Annotated in this window: 14 protein-coding genes; 7 read left to right on the forward strand and 7 right to left on the reverse strand. The window is 62.7% G+C overall.

Going from position 1 to position 19,041, the window contains the following annotated elements:
- The first annotated feature begins 96 nt into the window (after nucleotides 1-96).
- On the forward strand, nucleotides 97-1,074 hold the full coding sequence (prmC, locus tag ACFCU0_RS00515; protein WP_434971694.1) for a peptide chain release factor N(5)-glutamine methyltransferase: 978 nt from the start codon (nucleotides 97-99) through the stop codon (nucleotides 1,072-1,074).
- Nucleotides 1,075-1,078: 4 nt separating this feature from the next.
- Here prmC and ACFCU0_RS00520 read toward each other — a convergent pair whose 3' ends face one another.
- Nucleotides 1,079-1,990 carry a histone deacetylase family protein gene (locus ACFCU0_RS00520; protein WP_434971695.1) on the reverse strand — a complete coding sequence of 304 codons (912 nt, stop codon included), beginning with the start codon at nucleotides 1,988-1,990 and terminating at the stop codon, nucleotides 1,079-1,081.
- 454 nt (nucleotides 1,991-2,444) lie between these two features.
- Nucleotides 2,445-2,660, reverse strand: coding sequence for a hypothetical protein (locus tag ACFCU0_RS00525; RefSeq protein WP_434971696.1), 216 nt, complete (start codon nucleotides 2,658-2,660; stop codon nucleotides 2,445-2,447).
- A gap of 398 nt (nucleotides 2,661-3,058) precedes the next feature.
- Here ACFCU0_RS00525 and ACFCU0_RS00530 point away from each other — a divergent pair, with 398 nt between their 5' ends.
- The 5 genes from ACFCU0_RS00530 to ACFCU0_RS00550 all read left to right on the forward strand — a co-directional run bounded on the left by ACFCU0_RS00530 (nucleotide 3,059) and on the right by ACFCU0_RS00550 (nucleotide 10,616).
- Nucleotides 3,059-4,630 carry a trypsin-like peptidase domain-containing protein gene (locus tag ACFCU0_RS00530; RefSeq protein ID WP_434971697.1) on the forward strand — a complete coding sequence of 524 codons (1,572 nt, stop codon included), beginning with the start codon at nucleotides 3,059-3,061 and terminating at the stop codon, nucleotides 4,628-4,630.
- Nucleotides 4,631-4,716: 86 nt separating this feature from the next.
- Nucleotides 4,717-5,922: a chorismate synthase gene (gene aroC / locus ACFCU0_RS00535; RefSeq protein ID WP_434971698.1), complete on the forward strand. Its 1,206-nt coding sequence runs from the start codon at nucleotides 4,717-4,719 to the stop codon at nucleotides 5,920-5,922.
- A 191-nt stretch (nucleotides 5,923-6,113) separates the two neighbouring features.
- Nucleotides 6,114-8,228, forward strand: a complete 2,115-nt coding sequence (locus ACFCU0_RS00540; protein ID WP_434971699.1) for a PAS domain-containing sensor histidine kinase — start codon at nucleotides 6,114-6,116, stop codon at nucleotides 8,226-8,228.
- Complete coding sequence (locus ACFCU0_RS00545; protein WP_434971700.1) at nucleotides 8,221-8,685, forward strand: response regulator; 465 nt, start codon at nucleotides 8,221-8,223, stop codon at nucleotides 8,683-8,685. Before ACFCU0_RS00540 ends, ACFCU0_RS00545 begins: the two co-directional genes overlap by 8 nt.
- Nucleotides 8,682-10,616 (forward strand): response regulator, encoded by a 1,935-nt coding sequence (locus tag ACFCU0_RS00550; RefSeq protein ID WP_434971701.1) that lies wholly within the window; start codon nucleotides 8,682-8,684, stop codon nucleotides 10,614-10,616. Before ACFCU0_RS00545 ends, ACFCU0_RS00550 begins: the two co-directional genes overlap by 4 nt.
- A 307-nt stretch (nucleotides 10,617-10,923) precedes the next feature.
- On the opposite strand, the gene ACFCU0_RS00555 is transcribed toward ACFCU0_RS00550, so the two are convergent.
- The 5 genes from ACFCU0_RS00555 to ACFCU0_RS00575 form a co-directional block, all read right to left on the reverse strand.
- Entirely contained in the window at nucleotides 10,924-12,633 is a 1,710-nt protein-coding gene (locus ACFCU0_RS00555; protein WP_434971702.1) for a dipeptidyl-peptidase 3 family protein, read from the reverse strand.
- Between the two features lie 122 nt (nucleotides 12,634-12,755).
- Nucleotides 12,756-13,139 (reverse strand): DUF2237 family protein, encoded by a 384-nt coding sequence (locus ACFCU0_RS00560; protein ID WP_434971703.1) that lies wholly within the window; start codon nucleotides 13,137-13,139, stop codon nucleotides 12,756-12,758.
- A gap of 367 nt (nucleotides 13,140-13,506) precedes the next feature.
- Nucleotides 13,507-14,649 (reverse strand): Nif3-like dinuclear metal center hexameric protein, encoded by a 1,143-nt coding sequence (locus ACFCU0_RS00565; protein WP_434971704.1) that lies wholly within the window; start codon nucleotides 14,647-14,649, stop codon nucleotides 13,507-13,509.
- Nucleotides 14,650-14,738: 89 nt separating this feature from the next.
- On the reverse strand, nucleotides 14,739-16,439 hold the full coding sequence (locus tag ACFCU0_RS00570) for an ATP-binding protein (RefSeq protein ID WP_434971705.1): 1,701 nt from the start codon (nucleotides 16,437-16,439) through the stop codon (nucleotides 14,739-14,741).
- A 426-nt stretch (nucleotides 16,440-16,865) separates the two neighbouring features.
- On the reverse strand, nucleotides 16,866-17,453 hold the full coding sequence (locus ACFCU0_RS00575) for a hypothetical protein (protein ID WP_434971706.1): 588 nt from the start codon (nucleotides 17,451-17,453) through the stop codon (nucleotides 16,866-16,868).
- Between the two features lie 167 nt (nucleotides 17,454-17,620).
- Between ACFCU0_RS00575 and ACFCU0_RS00580 the strand changes: the two genes are divergently transcribed.
- Complete coding sequence (locus ACFCU0_RS00580) at nucleotides 17,621-19,039, forward strand: alkaline phosphatase D family protein (RefSeq protein ID WP_434971707.1); 1,419 nt, start codon at nucleotides 17,621-17,623, stop codon at nucleotides 19,037-19,039.
- Nucleotides 19,040-19,041: the final 2 nt, after the last annotated feature.

Here is a 19,041-nt window from a genome sequence, read left to right on the forward strand (position 1 = left end):
ACCCCATACGGTCCGATTCGGCCGGTTCATTCAGCCGCGACCGCGGGAGGTGCGTGGGTTGTCCGTCTCCATTTTCACCATGATGACGACACGGGGATGATTGTATCCGACGGGGAGCCATCCAGTAGCGATTCGGGTGCGAGCGCAGCAGGGTCGAGCGACGAGGGCGGGAAGGAGGCGTCTTCCACCGGTGTGTCGACCGGCGCGCCGTCGCCGCCGCAGACGCGTCGGTCGTGCATTTCATACGGAACGGAGACCTTGCGTCGTGCGGGTCGTGATGCGCCGCGACGGACCGCCATCTGGTTGCTGTGCGACATCGCCGGTCTCTCGCGCGCCTCCGTGTACGGCTACCCGGAAGAGCCAGTGGAACCGGATGTCGTGGATGAGTTCACTGATGCCATCCGTCGGCGAGCGGACGGAGAGCCGCTGCAGCACATCCTCGGCTACGACGAGTTCTTCGGTCTCCGCCTTCGGGTGTCGCCCGACGTTCTCGTGCCACGCCCGGAGACGGAGGAAGTCGTCGAGTACGCGCTCAAGGCGATGCGTTCCGTGGATGCGCCACGGGTTCTGGACGCCGGAACGGGAAGCGGGTGCATCGCTCTCGCGCTCAAGTCGGAGCGACCGGACGCGCAGGTGATGGCGTGCGACGTGAGTGACGCCGCCCTCGACGTTGCGCGCGCCAATGCCAGCCGGCTCGCCCTGGACGTGGATTTCCGGCGAGCGGACATGCTGACAGACGACTTTGCCGCGCGGTGCCAGGGGCCGTTCGATCTTCTTATCTCCAATCCGCCCTACATCCCGGAGCAGGAGGCCGAAACGCTCTCCGACACTGTTCGAGAATACGACCCCCATCTCGCGCTCTTCTCCGGCGAGGACGCGCTGCGATTTTACCGCGTGCTTGCCCGGCACGCCGGCGGCATGCTCGCACCGGGTGGGCGCCTGATCGTTGAGACCCATGCGCACTATGCGAGCGGCGTGGCAGACGTATTCGGGGATGCGGGGCTGACGAACATACAGGTCGAGCAAGACCTCGCCGGTCGTCCGCGCATCGCCATGGCCATCAAGCCCGGGTGAGAGACTACCGTCGCCCGTTTCCGAATACGCGGGCGGCTTCCCGGTGCATCGTTGCGTGCAGATCGGCCGTTGCCCGGGGCGTCTCCGCATAGCCCCCTGAAAGAAGCAGGACAACCGGCAGGTCGCGGTCCCGAATATGCTCGAGGACGAGTCCGTCGCGAGCGTGCAGGCCGTCCCGGGAAAGGGCCATGCGACCGTACCGATCATCTTTCATGACATCGATGCCGCCGAGATAAAACACGAGATCGGGCTTTGCCGCGTCGAGGACGGCCGGAACGTAGGAGGCAAGCGTCTCGAGATACGTGTCGTCGTCTGTTTCGTCATCAAGCGGAACGTCCAGCGTGGATTCCGGCTTGCGAAACGGGTAATTCTTGGCTCCATGCATCGAGAACGTGTAGACGGAGGCGTCATTTGCGAAAAACGCCGCGTTCCCATTTCCCTGATGCACGTCCAGATCGATGATCAGCGTGCGCTGGACCCAGCAGGCGCTTTTTAGGACGCGGATGGCCACGCCCACGTCGTTCAGCACGCAGAATCCTTCCCCGTGATCCGGCATGGCGTGATGGGTACCGCCGGCCAGGTTGGCGGCGACGCCGTCCTGTAGCGCCATGAACGCGGCGTTGATGGTCCCCTGGACGGCAAGGCGCGACCGGTACACAAGGCGCTCCGACCACGGCAGGCCCATGCGTCGCTCCTCTTGCTGCGTCAAGGTACCCTCCGCCAGGGCCGACAGGTAGTCGCGGGTATGCACCCGGAGAAGGTCCGACCAGTCCGCCTGTCGTGGGGCCACGAGGTCCGACGTCCGGAGCAGCCGCTCACGAACGAGAATGTCTCGTAGGGCGGGAAATTTGGCCATCGGGAACGGGTGGCCGTCGGGGAGGGGCACGTAGTACCCGTCGGAGTAACTTGCGCGCATGGAGCGTGGAGGTGAGCGGCGGATCGGCACGACCCTGTTTGGACGAGGAACGGTATCCGGAGTTCAGGCCCGGACGGGGACCACACCACGAACCGTCAAACGTCATTGTGAATTCTGAGGCCGCTTCGCGTTTCCTTTCGTAGATCGACGCACGGACATTTCGAACGCAGGCCGGAGGTGATAACCGACAAATGTATATGCATATTCAGTCGTTGATTCGATAATACCTCGTCGGATTACGGAATTTCAAGGTCGGTCGAGCGGCGCAGCGATGCGGGTCATCGAATCTCGGGAGAGGCCACACCATGCAGATCGCTCCTGGTGACGTGCGTCGGTCGGGAGCGCCGTGTCCGGGGGGCGGGAAGGGAAGGCCGGGTGGAAACAGCTCCGCCCGATGCCTCCGGGAGACATCGGGCGGGGCCGCTCGTGCGTCCGGGTTGAGACACCGTGTTGATTAGCTGCATTCCGGGTCGCCGGCCGGACATCCGGTGTTATGGTCGGACTCGGGCTCCGTCTTCGGCGGATCGCTGCTTACGGTGTAGGTGGACTCAACCTTCGGGGGCGGGGACGTTTCGGGGCCGGTTAGCGTGTTGGCGTCGCAGGCGGTGAGCATCATGAGGCTCACGAGGAGCAGAGCGAAGAATGGGGCTGCAATCGGGGAGCGTTTCATGGGATCGATCGTCTGGTAAGGACAGCGTGGGAATGCGCGGGTGAGAGCCGGCTCAACGACCGGGATTCATCCGCACGGCGCATGAGCATATGCGCTTTAACTATATACGAGGATGATGCCATCCTATCAGACTAATGCCCGGTCGTAGTGGGGCTTGACATCCGGAAATCGCTGTTCATCGTTCGTTTGGCGCGGCCGCTTCAGCGGTTGGCGGCGGCCCAGCGGGGTGCACGTGGGGGGACGGGTTGGTGCTGCGGCGGCTTGAAGCAAGGTGTCGTCGTTCAGGTGCGCCTCCGGCGTGCTCCTGGCGGAAAGCGAAACAAAACGACACATTCGGGGTGGGCACACAACCCCATCGCGTATCATCGCCCTCACTGGGTCCCCGCGGCTCTGCGTCCATGTTCGACACACGACGCCTCTCCTTCCTTCTCGGTGGCATCGGCCTCGTCCTGATCGGTCTCCTTGCCGGTGTGCTGCTGATGCTCGTGACCGAGGAGTCTGCGCCGCGCGAGCAGGTCACCCAGGTGGTCGATCGCGTGCAGCTAGGGAGCGGGCAGCCCCCGCTGTCCCCGGCGGCCTCGGACGCGGAGCTGGCGTCGGACATGCCGCAACCGTCGGCCCTGAACCGCCTGTTTCGCGATGCAGCCGAGCGCGTCACGCCCGCTGTCGTATTCATCGAGGTGCAGACGGACGCGCCGGATGATGAGTACCACCGCTATGACGGCGAGATGCGGGATTTCTTCCGCAACCCCTCGCCGCGGCAAAGCGTCGGAAGTGGTGTGATCGTCAGCGAGAGCGGGTACGTGGTCACCAACGAACACGTCGTTCAGCGAGCCAAGGAGATCGAAGTCACGCTCGCCGACAAACGGCAATTTGGCGCATCGGTCGTGGGAATGGACACCTCGACGGACTTGGCTGTGCTGAAGCTTGATGCCGACATCACGTTTCCCGCGCTTCCCCTTGGGAATTCCGATCGCGTCGAGGTGGGGGACTGGGTGGTGGCTGTCGGCAACCCGTTTCGCCTTACGTCAACCGTGACGGCCGGCATCGTGAGCGCCCTCGGGCGACAGGTCAACATCATCGACTCCGACTTCCGCATCGAGGATTTCATCCAGACGGATGCCGCGATTAATCCCGGCAACTCCGGTGGTGCCCTGGTGAACTTGCAGGGACAGCTGGTTGGGATCAACACGGCAATAGCGACGGAGTCCGGCTCCTACGAAGGGTACGGATTCGCCGTCCCGTCTAATCTCATGAACCGCGTGGTGAAAGACCTGATCGCGTACGGCGAGGTCCGACGCGGTTTCATGGGCGTCTCGATCGAAGGCATTACGGACCGTCGAGCTCGCGAGATCGGACTCGACTCGATTCGGGGCGTGTACGTTTCGTCCGTGCGGCGCAACGGCGCTGCCGACCGGGCCGGGATGCAGGAGGGAGACGTCGTCCTCGAAATTCAGAGCGAACCGGTCGACGCTCCCAACCAGCTTCAAAGTGCGGTGGCGCGGCAACGCCCCGGCGACCGCATCGACGTTACGGTCTGGCGTCGGGGAGCGGTGTCCGAATACACGGTTCGGCTCCTCGGGCGCGACGATCCGGCGTATCGCAACTGGATGAGCGAACTCGACTCGCAGAACGTGCAGCCCGAGCCTCCCCGTCAGACTCCGGACCGGCCGCTTCCCGACGTACCGGAGCTTCAGGACATCTCCGGCTGGGGGATCGGCGTCCGGGCTGTCGCCCCCCCGGAAGCGCACATGTTCGGTGTACGTGACGGCGCCTATGTGGCGTACGTGGACCGGGATGGCCGGGCTGCGCGCGCCGGTTTGCCACGGAATACGGTGATCACGCACGTTAACGACGCACGGGTTGACGGTCCCGATGCGCTTCTTCGCGTCGTGGACCGCGATCCGGGACCGGCCATCGTTCGCGTCGTTCGACACGGCGGCACCAGCGCCTTTTACGAAGTCCCATAGACTCGAGCCCCTTTCGGGCGGAATCGGCGTACGCACGTCGCCGGCGCTCACAACATCCCCATACCCACGCTTTCGTTACGCAGTATATGATCCGTTACCTTACCGCAGGCGAGTCTCACGGCGAAGCGCTCATCGGAATTGTCGAAGGCATGCCGGCCAAAGTTCCGCTCACGGCCGATGCCATCAATGAACATCTCGCCCGTCGCTGGCTCGGGTATGGGCGGGGCGGTCGATCGAAGATCGAGAACGATCAGGTTCACATCTATTCCGGCGTTCGCTTCTCCGAAACGCTCGGCAGTCCGATCTCCTTTCGGATTGACAATGGGGCCTACGAGAAGGACCGCGCCGGGTGGCCGGAGAAAATGGCAGTGCACGGCGATGGTAACGGCGTCGAGCGCGTCACGATGCCGCGACCGGGCCATGCAGACCTGGCCGGCATGCAGAAGTACGAGTTTGACGACATTCGCCCTGTCATCGATCGGTCGAGTGCCCGCGAAACGGCGATGCGGGTCGCCTGCTGCTCCGTCGCTCGACAACTGTTAAACGCGTTCGGTATCCACGTCGGAAGCCACGTCGTACGCATCGGCGAGGTCGGATACGACGACCCGGGGGAGTGGATCGACCGGCGGAATGAATTGATGAGCGAAGGGGGAGCAAAAGCCGTCTACGAAGCCGCTGACGAAAGCGAAACGCGCATGCTGGATGCCGGCATGACCGAGCGGTGCATCGAGCACATCGAAGAGGCAAAGTCTGCGAAGGACTCACTCGGCGGTGCGTACGAGGTTATTGTCTCGGGCGTCCCGGCGGGTCTCGGTTCGTACGTCCACTGGGATCGACGCCTGGACGGCCAACTCGTTCAGGCGATCTGCTCGATCCAGGCGCAGAAGGCAGCGGAGGTCGGTGACGGGTTTCGGAACGCCGCCCGGCCCGGATCGAAGGTTCACGACCCGATCGTCCTCGACAGCGATGACGAGTATGCCCGCCGCACCAACCATGCCGGCGGCATCGAGGGCGGAACGACCAACGGCATGCCGATCATCGTTCGCGGCTATATGAAGCCGATCCCGACGCTGATCAAGCCGCTGGACTCCGTCGATACGGCGACCCGAGAGCCGAAACCCACACGGTACGAGCGGAGCGACATCACCAGCGTCCCGGCGGCCTCCACCGTTGCAGAAGCCACCGTCGCCTACACGCTTGCGAACGCCTTCCTCGAGAAGTTCGGCGGCGACAGCCTCCCGGAGATCCGTCGTCACGTCGACGCGGCTCGATCTGCACCGACCGACGCCTGACGGTCCCACCCACCACACGGGGCGGGCCGCCTGACGGATCGACCGATTGACCATATGGTTGAGTCTCGGACCCGGCGTTCGTACCTTAAAGGATGCAGTCAGATCGTATCCGCCCCGACCAATCGTCCGAACCACCCTGCCGTGTACCGGCGTTTCGTCGATCTCTGCCGGCGACCATCTTCCCCCGCGTTATGACTTCCCTTTCGTCGTCGCCCTCTACCCGCTCCGACCGTGATGTCGGTGCGGACGACTGGATCGCTGCGCAAAACGCTGAGTCCCTGGCTCGTCTCGTGACGTCCATGCCCGGCCTCGTCGTTCTGGTCGATGCCGCCGGTGAGATCCTCGCCGAGACGGAGTCGTGGGCCTTTGCGTTTGGCTCGGAAGCGGACCTGGATGAGATGCCGGAAGACCTCTCCGGCGTATCGAAGAGCAAGGCCACCCCGAATGATCTAACGGTGTCCTCGTCCTTTTACGCGCGGCATGATGCGGACGGGACGTGGAAGGAGGTGGTGGAGACGTGCATAGAAAAAGGCCGCGAATCGCGCGGGTACGAGGTGCCCCTGCGCATGCCCGACGGCGCCGTTTACTACGTAGACTTCAGCGCGCGTCCGTGGCAGGGCGACCGGGACGGTGGGACGTCGGAACGAGGCGTCATGCTTCACTTCGTAGACCGCTCGGACGCGCATCAGGCCACCCTGATGCGGCGGCAGGTGGAGGATCGCTTCGACACGCTCATTGACACGATCAGTGAGGGCGTTCTTCTGATGGATGAGAAAGGCGTCTTTCGCGACTGCAATTCGGCCGCAGAGAAAATACTGGGTCGAAACGCGTCGGACATCATCGGCTCGCGATTTGCGGACGAGAAATGGAGCGGGCTCAAGCAGGACGGCACGCCGCTCCCCAACGCCGAGTTTCCGTTCTGGCAGGCGGTGGTCGAGCGCGAGGCGATCCATGATGAAGTGATGGGCCTCTACCCGCCCGGCGGTCCGCCGCGGTGGATTCGCGTGAACGCACAACCGCTCTTCGAGGAGGGAGCGATCGAGCCGTATGGGGTGCTCACCTGCTTCGACGACATTACGGACGAGCAGCTCAAAGACGAAGCGCTGCAGACCTCTCGGGACCTTCTGTCCAGCGTCCTCAGCAGCTCCCTCGACGGGATCATGGTGTTCTCTGCCATCCGCGACGATGACGGGGACATCGAGGACTTCGAATGCCTCCTCGTGAATCCACAGGCGGAGAAAATGGTGAACCGGTCCTCAGAGGACCTGGTCGGCACCCGGATGCTCGAAGAGATGCCGGCACATGAGGAAAACGGCCTCTTCGACGCCTACGTCGACGTTGTCACGACCGGCGAACCGTTTGAAACGGAATTGCACTACACGACCGACGCGTTCGAGCGGTGGCTTCAGATCGTCGCGGTTCGGATTGAGGAAGGCTTCGCGGTGACGTTTCGCGACATCTCCGAGCGGAAGCGAGCCGCACAGGCAATGGCGGCGACGAACGCGAAGCTGGAGCAACGCAACCGGGCGCTTCGTGATTTTGCCTATATCGCTTCGCACGACCTGCAGGAGCCGCTCCGAAAGATCGGAGCGTTCTCGAACCTCGTGCTCGAAGACTACGGAGACCAGGTCGACGAGACCGGTAAGCACTACCTCGAGCGGATGCAAGACGCAGCGCGACGAATGTCGCAGCTCATCAGCGACCTGCTCGTCTATTCCCGCGTCACGACCCGGGCCCGTCCCTTCAAACCGGTCGACCTTCGGGCCGTCGTCGACAACGTCCTGACCGACCTCGAGATGCAGATTCAGGATGTTGACGGCACGGTGGACGTAGGTGAGCTTCCGACGATCGATGCCGATTCCACCCAGATCCGGCAGCTTTTGCAGAATCTGATCGGTAACGCGCTCAAATTTCATCGCCCGGACGAACCGCCGGTCGTCAAGATTCGCGCGGAGATCGTCGACGCATCCGACGAGGATCTTCCGGCGCACGACGGGGATGCGTCAGCGTTTTGCCGCATCGTCGTGGCCGATAACGGCATCGGCTTTGAACAAAAGTATGCCGATCGTATCTTCACACCTTTCAAGCGCCTTCATGGCCGGTCAGAGTATTCCGGTACCGGCATGGGTCTCGCGATCTGCCGCCGGATCGTAGAGCGACATGGGGGCGACATTCGTGTCGTGAGCACGCCTGGTGAGGGCACTACTTTCACGGTCCAGCTGCCCGTTGACCGCCGCGACGGCGACGTGCCAAACGAGCCATCCGTACAGGATCATGCAACCACCCCGACGACTCTGGATGAGTAGCAACTCCAGCACAATCCACATACTGCTTGCGGAAGACGACCCGGATGACCGCCTTCTTACGCGCCGCGCTCTCGAAAAGAGTCGTCTCGCCAACACGGTAAACGCGGTCGAGGACGGAGAGGAACTGATGCAATATCTTCGCCGTGAAGGCGAATATGCCGACCCGTCGTCCGCTCCCCGTCCGGGGCTCATTTTGCTCGACCTCAACATGCCACGGATGGACGGTCGGGAGGCCCTGAAGAAGATCAAATCCGACTCGGAACTTCGACGCATCCCCGTCATCGTGTTGACGACGTCGGAGGCCGAACAGGACATCCTGCAGAGCTATGACCTCGGGGTGAACGCGTTTGTCACAAAACCCGTCACCTTCGACGACCTTGCCAGTGCGCTCCAGGCCCTTGGAGACTTCTGGTTCGAAATCGTAAAGCTGCCGAATGAGCGCCAAGCCGACGCATGATTGCTGAGAGCGAGGTCCTCGACGTCCTCCTCATTGAAGACGACGAAGATGATTACCTGATTACGCGCGCGCTGCTGTCGAAGGCAGAAAGCATCGACTGCAACCTTGACTGGGCGCGGAGCTTCGATGAGGGACTGGAGTCGATCCTTTCGAGCCGGTACGACGCGTGTCTGGTCGACTACCGCCTCGGCGCACGCACCGGTCTGGACCTCCTGCAGGAGGTGAACGAGCGGGGCGGCGTCGAAACGCCGATCATCCTGCTCACCGGCCAGGGCGACCTCGAGGTCGACCTGAACGCCATGGCGGCCGGCGCGGCAGACTACCTGTCGAAAGAGCGCATCGATGCGCCCCTGCTGGAGCGATCGATTCGCTACGCCGTGGAGCGCAAGGAGGCGGATCAGCGCATCCGCGAACAGGCCCAGCTCCTGGATAAGGCGCGCGACGCCATTATCGCGTTCGACATGGACGGACGCGTCGTCTACTGGAATAAAAGCGCCGAACGTCTGACCGGCTGGACGGCGGACGAGATGCTCGGCGCACGGGCCCAGGAACGCCTTTACGACGAATCCGAGGCCGACAAGCTTGAGGAGTGCCACGAGACCGTCCGCGAGGCGGGCGAATGGACCGGAGAACTCCGGCAGCAGTCGAAGGAGGGCGAGGACCTGGTGGTCGAGAGCCGATGGACGCTCGTTCGTGACAGTGGCGGGCAGCCAACGTCCATTCTTGTGATCAACACCGATATCACGGAGCGGAAGCGGCTGGAGTCCCAGTTTCTACGCTCTCAGCGGATGGAAAGCATCGGCCGTCTGGTCGGCGGCATCGCACACGACCTGGGCAATCTTCTCGTCCCGATCCTGCTTGGCGTCAAGGTGCTCAAGCGCCGGGAATCGGAGGATGAGAAGGTGCTGAAGACGCTGGAGATGATCGAAAAGAGCGCCGAGCGCGGCTCCAACATGGTCGAACAGGTGCTGGCCTTTGCCCGTGGGGTGGAAGGGGAACGCGTCGCCCTGCAGGCCGCGACGATCATCGAGGAAGTGGCCAAGATCACGACGGAAACCTTTCCGGACAACATTGACGTGCGCGTCGACGTACCGGACGACCTCCACGACATCGTCGGCGATGCTACGCAGATGCAACAGGTGCTGATGAACCTGTGCGTAAACGCTCGCGACGCGATGCCGGATGGTGGCGTGATCGAGATCAGTGCGTCGGAAGCCGACGTTTCAGAGGCCGAAGCCCATCGCAAAATGGATGCAGAAGCCGGCTCCTACGTCTGCCTGCGGGTCTCAGACACCGGATCCGGCATCCCGGACGAGGCGATCGACAAGATCTTTGAGCCCTTCTTTTCCACAAAAGCCGAAGGGGAAGGAACCGGCCTCGGCCTGTCCACCGCCTACAGCATTGTGAAGAGCCACAACGGCTTCGTCGACGTTGAGAGCGAGACCGGCGAAGGCACCACGTTCCGAGTCTACGTCCCAGTGGCGACCTCGTCGGATGAACGACGGGGGCCGACTGCGTCCGGAGAGTTACGGGATGGCAACGGGGAATTGATCCTGGTGGTCGACGACGAGGAGTTCATCCTCGATACCGCACGGCAGACCCTGGAAGACGCCGGCTACCGCGTCATCACGGCGCAGGGAGGGGATAAGGCCATTGACGTGATGGAGCGCAACGGCGACCAGGTCGAGGCCATCATCACAGACCTTCGCATGCCGGAAATGAACGGATTCGATCTGATCCGCCGGTTGCGACCGCAATTCCCCAATGTGCCGATCATCGCCGCCAGCGGGATGGCCGACGGGCGAACCGACGATGCGGTGCAGGCCGGCGCGCAGACGTTTCTCGCGAAGCCGTTCACGGCAGAGAAGCTGCAGGCTACGCTCCAGGATGTGATGTACGAGGATGAGGACGCCGCCTCCGTGGAGGGGTAGGCACAGGAACGCAACGGCGACGTCGCTTCCGGGGTGCGGAGGGCCCCGTTACCGTGCGCAGGAATCAAACGTCGGAGGCCGGCTCCTGCGGTCGTTGAACGATGGGCTATGTCCTTATCCTGCTGAAAACGAACCAGGAGCCGACACCGCAGAACAGTACGACGGTCCGTACACGTGCTGTGACCGTGTGGTACGCCGGCGGGTTCGGTTCGGCGCGCTCCGATTCAGAAAGAGCAATGGCGGTTGTCTGTCCGTCCGCATCTGTGTGCACAGGTTCTACGCCAGCCTCCCAAGGGCATTCGAGAGATTAGCGGGCCGCTGTGGCGGACGCAGGAACGCCTTCAAGAACGTCGAGACCCTGTTCGTAGGTGATGTCGGTCGGAATACCGGCGTCCTCCACCCGCTTCAGGTCTTCGTTCAGGGACGAAGGTCGCTCTCCGTACTGCTGTGTGAAGGCGGCCACAGCGTCGTAATCGCCGTCGCCCTGCAGGCGCAGGATCTTCTCGGAAAGAGCGTCCACGGCCGCTTCCATCGAGTCGCGATGGACGGTGTATGTACCTGACTCCGGATCCCGGGTGAAGGCGCCTTTCTCGCGGAAGTAGTTGAAGCGGACCAGGTTCGCTGTCCCATGTGCGCTCGACGTGCCGAACCGGATGGACCGGAAAATCCCGGCGAGAAACGTCACGTAATTGTCCATCAGGTCGGTTTCGAGTTCGCCTTCCTCCTTTAGCTTCCGAACCATGTACAGGCCCAGCACGTCAGCCTTGCCCTCCTCGAGCGGCGAGGCCTGATCCTTCAGCGCTTCGCGGACCGTGCGATCCGGGGCGTTGACAACCGTCTTCACGCCGAGGCCGTGCGCAACCTCGTGAAACATCGTATTGCTGAAAAAGGCGTCGAACGAGATGTGCTTGCGCTGCTCTTCCGTGATGAGCTGCTCGCTGATCGGGACGAGGATAGCGTCGTACTTTGCCCGCATCGCGTTCTTAAGCTGGAGGCGTCGGGATCCCTTCTGCTGCTGAACCTGCTCGTCGTTGGGAAGGTTGATCGCGATCGTCTTGGCACCGGCATTCGCGTCCCCGGAGACGTAGAGGACATCGTACGCGCCGAGATCGGAGTCGCGTCCGGGCGTGTCCTTCTTATAGGCATCCGGGACCGGCAGATCGCGCTGTAGCATCGGAAGCAGCTGAGCGTAGCGATCCAGGCGCTGGCTCCATTCCAGGTCCTTCGCAAGGACGAACGTCTCGGCGGCCGTTTTGGCCCCGAAGAGCTGATCCTCGTACGTCTCGATCGGCCCGATGACGAGGTCGAGTTCATTCGTCTTCATGTCCATCCACGCCATGTCGCTTTCGCGGTATGCGCCGGTTGTCAGTGCGTCGGCGCGCAGGCGGAGGTAACGGCGGAATCCGTCATTCTCAGCGAGGTCGGCCGCTTCGCGCAGGCGCATGGCAGCCTGCTCCATCTCGGCGGAGAAAAACTGGTGGTAGGGAATGGCGGTGAGCGCCCCGACCGGCGTCCGGCGGATCATGGTGTAGGGGTTCAGGATCTCGGCGTCCTGGTCTGCGGCCGCCTGCAGCTCGTCGCGATCGGCGTCGCTCGGATAGAAGTTGGCGCCAGACGGCTTTCGGCCGACCCCGTCGATGAAGGGTTCGTTCCCGTTTAGCCGATCCCACGGGCCGTAGTTAATCTCCACGAAGGTACGCAGGGCCGGGTCTTCGATCGTCGAGAGCAGAGAGTCCCTGTTGCCGTAGGCCTGCTCCCAGAACACCTCGTCCATCGCCTGGGCCGCCTCGATGAAGAGGGGAATCATCTGCCGCTGATTCTCCGATAGTCCCGACAAATCGGTGTCCAGCGGCACCTGCGTGTACTTTTTCGTGAGGTTCGACGATCCGGCTCCCTCCGTAGCTGTTACGTCGGAGTCGGACGCACCGGGGTCCGACTCATTGGAGGGCTGGCAGCCGACCCATGTCAGCATCACGATCAGGAGAAGCGGAAGTTGCCGGGGACGGAGCACGGTCATGGACGGCCAGGCGCTGGAGGCAGAGGGTGTGGACGGCGTTGCGCCGATTCGAGCACAATCAAAATGATACCGCACGGCCGGGCGACCGTCAACCGGCCGATCCGTCTGTGCTGGCCGGGAGCTTAGCCGGACGATGTCACCGCATGTTCGAGAAGTCGGTCCTTCGCCACAGTCTCGAGGGTCTTTTCGTGAGTGGCTTCGAGAACGACCGGGGGAGCCACGTCCGCGTCTGCCGCTTCCTTCCAGCGCGATGCGCACAGGCACCAGCGGTCGCCTGCCTGGAGCCCGGGGAAGTCATATTCGGGTCGAGGCGTCGAGAGATCGTTCCCGCGCGACCGGGTGAAGGACAGAAACGCTTCGGTCATGACAGCGCACACGGTGTGTGTTCCGCGATCCTCCGGGCCGGTGTGGCAGCTTCCGTCACGGTAAAAGCCGGTCATCGGGTCGGTAGAGCAGGACTGAAGAACGGTGCCTATCACGTTGCGGGCCGGGGCAGAGTCGGGCATGGGGAGGAGTGATCGGGTGTGAGCACGGGGTCAAAGGACGTCGCGGTTGGATCGAGTCGGGTGACGACGGGTTATCCGGCACCGCATAGAGACGATAGGAACGGGGGAGAAACAGACTCGCCCACCCGTCGGTGAGGGACGAGTGGACGAGCTGCACAGAAAACGTGTGGAGTCCTCCACCCGTCATCTGGCCGGTGTCGGCATGGGGCCGACCATCTGATGGCATGCTGACGCCGTCGGCATACGCTGAGGCAGGTGTCTCGACGAGTACGCGAACATTTGCGTTAGTCTAGACAGAAATACGCCGAAAAACAAGCGGCATCACCGTGCCGCGTCTTTGGCCCGATGAGAAGTGCCGCCGGTGCGCTTAGGCGGACGGGGATGGTTCGGCACCGGTGAAGGTACGCATGGGGCTCGTGCGATGGCGTGTCCGCTCGAATGACACATCGGGGAACCGTTCGGCCAGGTAATCGAGGAGGAGCTGTTCCGTGATCGACTCGGTTTCGTAGTGGCCGGCATCGATCACAGCTATCTGCGGCGTCCCGTCATTGTCCAGTACATCGAAGAACTGGTGGTACGTGATGTCGGACGTGACGTAGGCGTCGGCACCGGCGCCGCGCGCGGTTCGGATGAAGTCGGATCCGGCGCCCCCGCAAACAGCGACGCGCTTGACCGTGGCCTCCGGGTCGCCCGCCCAGCGCAAACTACCGGCATCGAGGCGGGATTGGACCCGCGCAAGGAAATCGGGCATGGGGAGAGGCTCGTCGAGTGTACCGATCGCGCCCAGTCCGGCCTGGGAGGTTTTCCCCTGCAGGGGATATACGTCGTACGCGACCTCCTCGTACGGGTGGGCATCATGGAGCGCCGAGAGCACGCGTCGGAGGTTCCAGCGCTCGACCTGTGCTTCGATGCGACGTTCCGACACGGATTGCAGGTCGCCTCCCGCCGTGCCGATATGAGGATCGGCGGCGTCCCCCGGTTTGAAGTATCCGGTGCCGTCCGACGCGAAGGCGCATGCATCGTAGTCCCCGATCCGACCCGCGCCGGCCTCCGCGAGCGCGGAGCGCACGGCGTCGAATTCGTCGTTGGGCACAAAGGTGACAAGCTTGAGCATCGACTCGTCGAACCCGTCCAGCAGATCGATGCCGCTCAGGCCGAGTTGCTCGGCCAGCGCAAATGAAACGCCGCCGGGCGTCGCATCCAGGTTGGTGTGGATGCTGTAGAGTGCCACTTTCGACTCCGCCAGCCGAAGCGCGAGATTCGATACGAACCCGTCGGCCGTCACGGACGAAAGGCGGCGAAAGATCAGCGGGTGGTGGGAGATGATGAGTTGGGCACCGATCTCCAGGGCCTCATCGAGGACCTGCGGTGTGCAGTCGAGGGCGATCAGGGCTCGATCAATCTCGCGGCCCGCGTCGCCGACCTGCAGGCCGACATTGTCGTAGTCTTGAGCCGATCCGGGCGGTGCCCAGGCTTCGAGAGGCTGTGCGATGTCGCGGATCGTGGGCATAGGGGCGGGCGTGCTTGAAAGCGAGAGTTGACAAGGGCGTGGCTCGATGTACCGGTCAACGTCGCATTTCAGCCCCTGAACTGCAAACGCTACAGGTACTGATCAACGATGGCAACCAGGTCGCCGGCTTCGAATGGTTTCGCCAGATAGGCATCGAACCCGCGGTCCAGGAGTTCTTCCCGATCCCCGGGCATGGCGATCGCCGTCACCGCCACCATGGGGGTGTCTCTGTATGTGTCGTTGTGCCGAAGACGTTCGAGGACGTCGACGCCGCTCCCGCCACTCTCCAGATTGATGTCGATCAGTAAGAGATCGAACGGCTCATCCGCGTCGCGGGTCTCCCGGACGGCATCGGAAGCGCTACGGACGATCACGAGGTCGACGACGTCTCCGAGGAGGTCCTGGACGAGGAAAATGGTGTTATTGTTGTCTTCCACCAGAAGCACCCGAGCGTCCTCACGGTCCGGTTCGATGGTCTCGTCCGTCTCCGGCGCCTCTTCCAGGTGGTAGTCCGTCGCCAGCGGGAAGGTGATCGAGAACCGGCTGCCGACCCCCTGGTCGGAGTCGACCGCGATGGTGCCGTCCATCGTCTCGACGACCTGCTTCGTGATAGAAAGTCCGAGACCGGATCCTTCATGCTCGCGAGTCAGTCCGTCCGACTCCTGCCGGAAATCCTCGAAGAGATGGGGCTGAAACTCCCGGCTGATGCCGATGCCCGTGTCGCGGACCGCGATCTCGATGCGCTCGTCCGTGCTGTGACTCCGGCGGCGTACGAGGACTTCGATCTCCCCTTCTTCGGTGAACTTGATGGCATTCGAAATGAGGTTCTGGAGCGCCGAGTTCAGTGCACCGGCGTCCAGCTCTGCGACCGCGTCGCGGGCATCCTCTTCGACGCTGAAGTCGAGCGTGAGGTCTTTTTCTTCAGCCCGCTCCCGGAAGAGCTCGACGACCTCCAGCGTTTCATCGGTCACGATCAGGGGCTCCACCTCCATCTTCATGTTGCCCGCTTCCAGTTTGGCCAGCGTCAGGAGGGACGACAGCGTGTCCATGAGCCGACTGCCGGCCGACTTAATTCGCCGGATGTGCTCGTCGAAGTGGCCGTCCTGGCTCTTTGCACGGATGACGTCGGCAAGACCGAGGATGGCGGTGAGCGGCGTCCGGATCTCATGGCTCATATTGGCGAGAAACGTGGACTTGGCCCGGCTCGCCGCCTCCGCTTCATCCTTGGCTCGCTCGAGCGCATCACGCTGCCGCTCCAGTTCGCGCGTTTTCTTCTCCAGCGCCTGCGTGCGCTCCTGCACGCGGCGCTCGAGCGTTTCATTCAGGCGAACGCGCTCGGTGATGTCGTTCTGAACGCCGACGTAGTTCACGAGCGTGCCGGTTTTGTCATACACCGGCGTCAGATACAGCTCATTCCAGAACATTTCGCCGTCCTTGCGATAATTCCGGATCACCGCCCGGCAGTGCTCCCCCTTCTGTACCGCATTCGCCAGGGTCCGAACGGCCGGCTGGTCGTCATCGCGCGTTCCGTCCGGGCGCACCTGGAGGAAGCGACAGTTGTACCCCAGAATCTCGTCCTCATCATCGCCGGTCAATTCCAAAAACCCCTGGTTGATGTAAATCAGTGGGTTGTCGGGCTGGTGCGGGTCGGTGAGGACGATTGAATTGTTGGCGGCTTCGATCGACCGTTTGAGGAGGTCTTTGACTTCATCGTCTTGCTCCGGGATGTCGATGCGGTCGTAAGAGGGACGCGACTGTCCCGGATAGAAATCTCTGTCAGAGTGCGACATGTAGCGACGGGAAATCTCCAGATCTGCGGTACGAGGGAGAAACGGCGCGGTAGAATCGACAGATTCAAAAAGCTATGAGAAGATAGTCTGTCCCTCCTTTTTAAACAAATAACGGAAATCCCCGATCATGCGGTGTTGCGCGATTCTTACGGTATGTTGAACGCATCGTGAACGATGTTGGCCGTTCGTCGCAGCAGGGTGCAGCACAGGATCTCAGCGCGGAAGCGGCCCGGCGGCCGACGCGACGCATAACGTACCTGGTCACGTCGCAAACGCGAGTAGGACGTCGGCATCCATGCGCTACCGACGCCCCGCGCGAGTCCCCGATTTCGATTGAAACGTGGTTCTTTTACAACGCTTCTTACGTGATCTAAAGCTCGGGGCGTGGCCGCTCTTCTCGCACCGGATCGAAGCGCCGACCGCGAATTAGAGAGACACGAACCCCGGGTTGTTCGAGGCCTCGAACGTGCAGTCGATCGTGACGTCGATGCGGTCCTGCTGGTTCGGGGACGACTGAATCAGCGTACCGGGAATCGTGAAGTTACCGGCGACCACGTTTCCAGTCGACTCGGTGATGTTGATGTCGCCGCCGTCGGAGAAATACCCGGTGAACGAGTTCGTCGCCGATGCGTCGATGAGATAGATGGCGAAATTCGATAGCGGATCACTCGCCTCGTCGTCGATATTTGCCACCGAGTATGTGCCGGTACCCGGACGCTGCCCCGTGCGGAAGATGAGTCCCGTGGCGGCTGCATCGGTCGATGAGTTGCTGGAGAGGGAAATCGCGAACGCGGTATCACCCTGATTGTCGGGCGCTTCCGCCCAGTAGGCGATCCCCTCGTACGTCTCGTTGATGCCGTTACCGGAGATCGTCATGGTAAACGACTCCTGGAACTGGGGTCCCTGGTTTCCATCGCCTGAATCTCCTCCGGAGTCACAGGCGACGAGAAGCATGCCCAGAATCAGCGTGAGAGCGGTGCGTCTGGCGAAGCGAAACATGGACGAGAGGGGCATAGATGGGGTGGTTATCGGTTCGGGCTGACGATACTGCGACGGTTAGAATGATCAAACCGGCGCGCATCGTGTATAGCGAAAATGATTCCCGAAGCCGGTCATCGGGACGATTTACCTGATTTCTTTTCTGCATTCTCCCCGGTCCCCCCGTGTCTCCCGAACCGCTCATGGATCTTTCGCTCTCGGAGCATCGCCTGCGATCTGGGCCGCTCTGTATCGCTCTCGCCGTGCTACTGGCCTCGGTCCTGACCGGGTGCCGCTATCTGGATTCGCCCGTGACGCCGGATCCGATCTCGGTCCCGGACTCGGCGACGTTGATGTGGAGCGGAGCCGTGACGCCGACCTCTGCGCGCGTCGTGGCGGCGGCCTCGCCATCGTCGGGCCGGGTTGCGCTGGAGATCGATACCACCTCGTCATTTGAAACTGCACGCACCGTGGCACCGGACCTTCCTGATGCTACAGGAGGCGCAGAGGAAGCGGTGGAGGGTGTTTTGCAATTTTTACTTACCGACCTGACACCGGGTACGCGGTACCACTATCGCCTCGTCGAGCGGGAGACCGTCGTCAATCGCCCGCGAGGTACGTTTCGTACGTTCAAAGACGGCCCGCAGTCGTACGAGGTTGCCATCGGTGGCTGCGCTGCGACCGGCTCCCGGCATGCGATTTTCGATAGCATCCGCGCGACGTCACCGGACCTGTTTCTCCATCTCGGAGACATGCATTATTCCGACATTGCCGTTCCGGAGATGCAGCGATACCGGGATGCGTACGCGACCGTTCATGCCTCGCCCGAACAGTCGCGTCTCTTCCGCTCAGTGCCGCTGGCGTACGTCTGGGACGACCACGATTTCGGCCCCAACAACAGTTCCGGCGCCGTCCGTGTGCAGAACGTTGCGCAGTCGGCGTATCGGGCGTTCGTCCCGCACTACGATCTTCCAGCCGGCGCGGGCGGCCCGATCCACCAGGCCTTTACGGTGGGGCGCATCCGTTACATCCTGACAGATCTGCGGTCCGCGCGAAGCCGAAACGACCTCCCGGACACGGCGGAGAAGTCTATGATGGGCGAGGAGCAGAAGCGGTGGTTCAAAGCCGAACTCCGACGCGCCCGGGCCTATCCCGTGATCGTGTGGGTCAGCAGCGTCCCGTGGATCGCCAACGACCTCGACGAGCCGGATCGGTGGAGCGGGTTCACGACCGAGCGTGAGGAACTTGCAGCCTACATCGACTCGATCGGGGTGGCGTCGCGCCTCGTCATCGTCTCCGGCGATGCGCACATGCTGGCGCTGGACGACGGCACCAACAACGTATACGGTCCCGGAGACGGTCTTCGCGCTCCGGTCGTGCAGGCGGCGGCCCTGGACCGGCGCGGGTCGGTGAAGGGGGGCCCGTTCTCGATCGGACCGTTCCCCAACCGGTTCTCCCTCCGTGGCGCGAATGACGGTCAGTACGTTCGCATGGAGGTGGACGACGACGGCGCGGATTCGGTCTGCATCACGTGGACGGGACGTCGGTGGGCGTACGACCGTCAGCGCATGACAGACCTGTTCGCGTGGGAGAAGTGTTTCGAGGCGGAGGCCCCGACCTGACA

The sequence above is a fragment of the Longibacter sp. genome (assembly GCF_051155795.1).
Taxonomy (GTDB): Bacteria; Bacteroidota; Rhodothermia; order Rhodothermales; family Salinibacteraceae; genus Longibacter.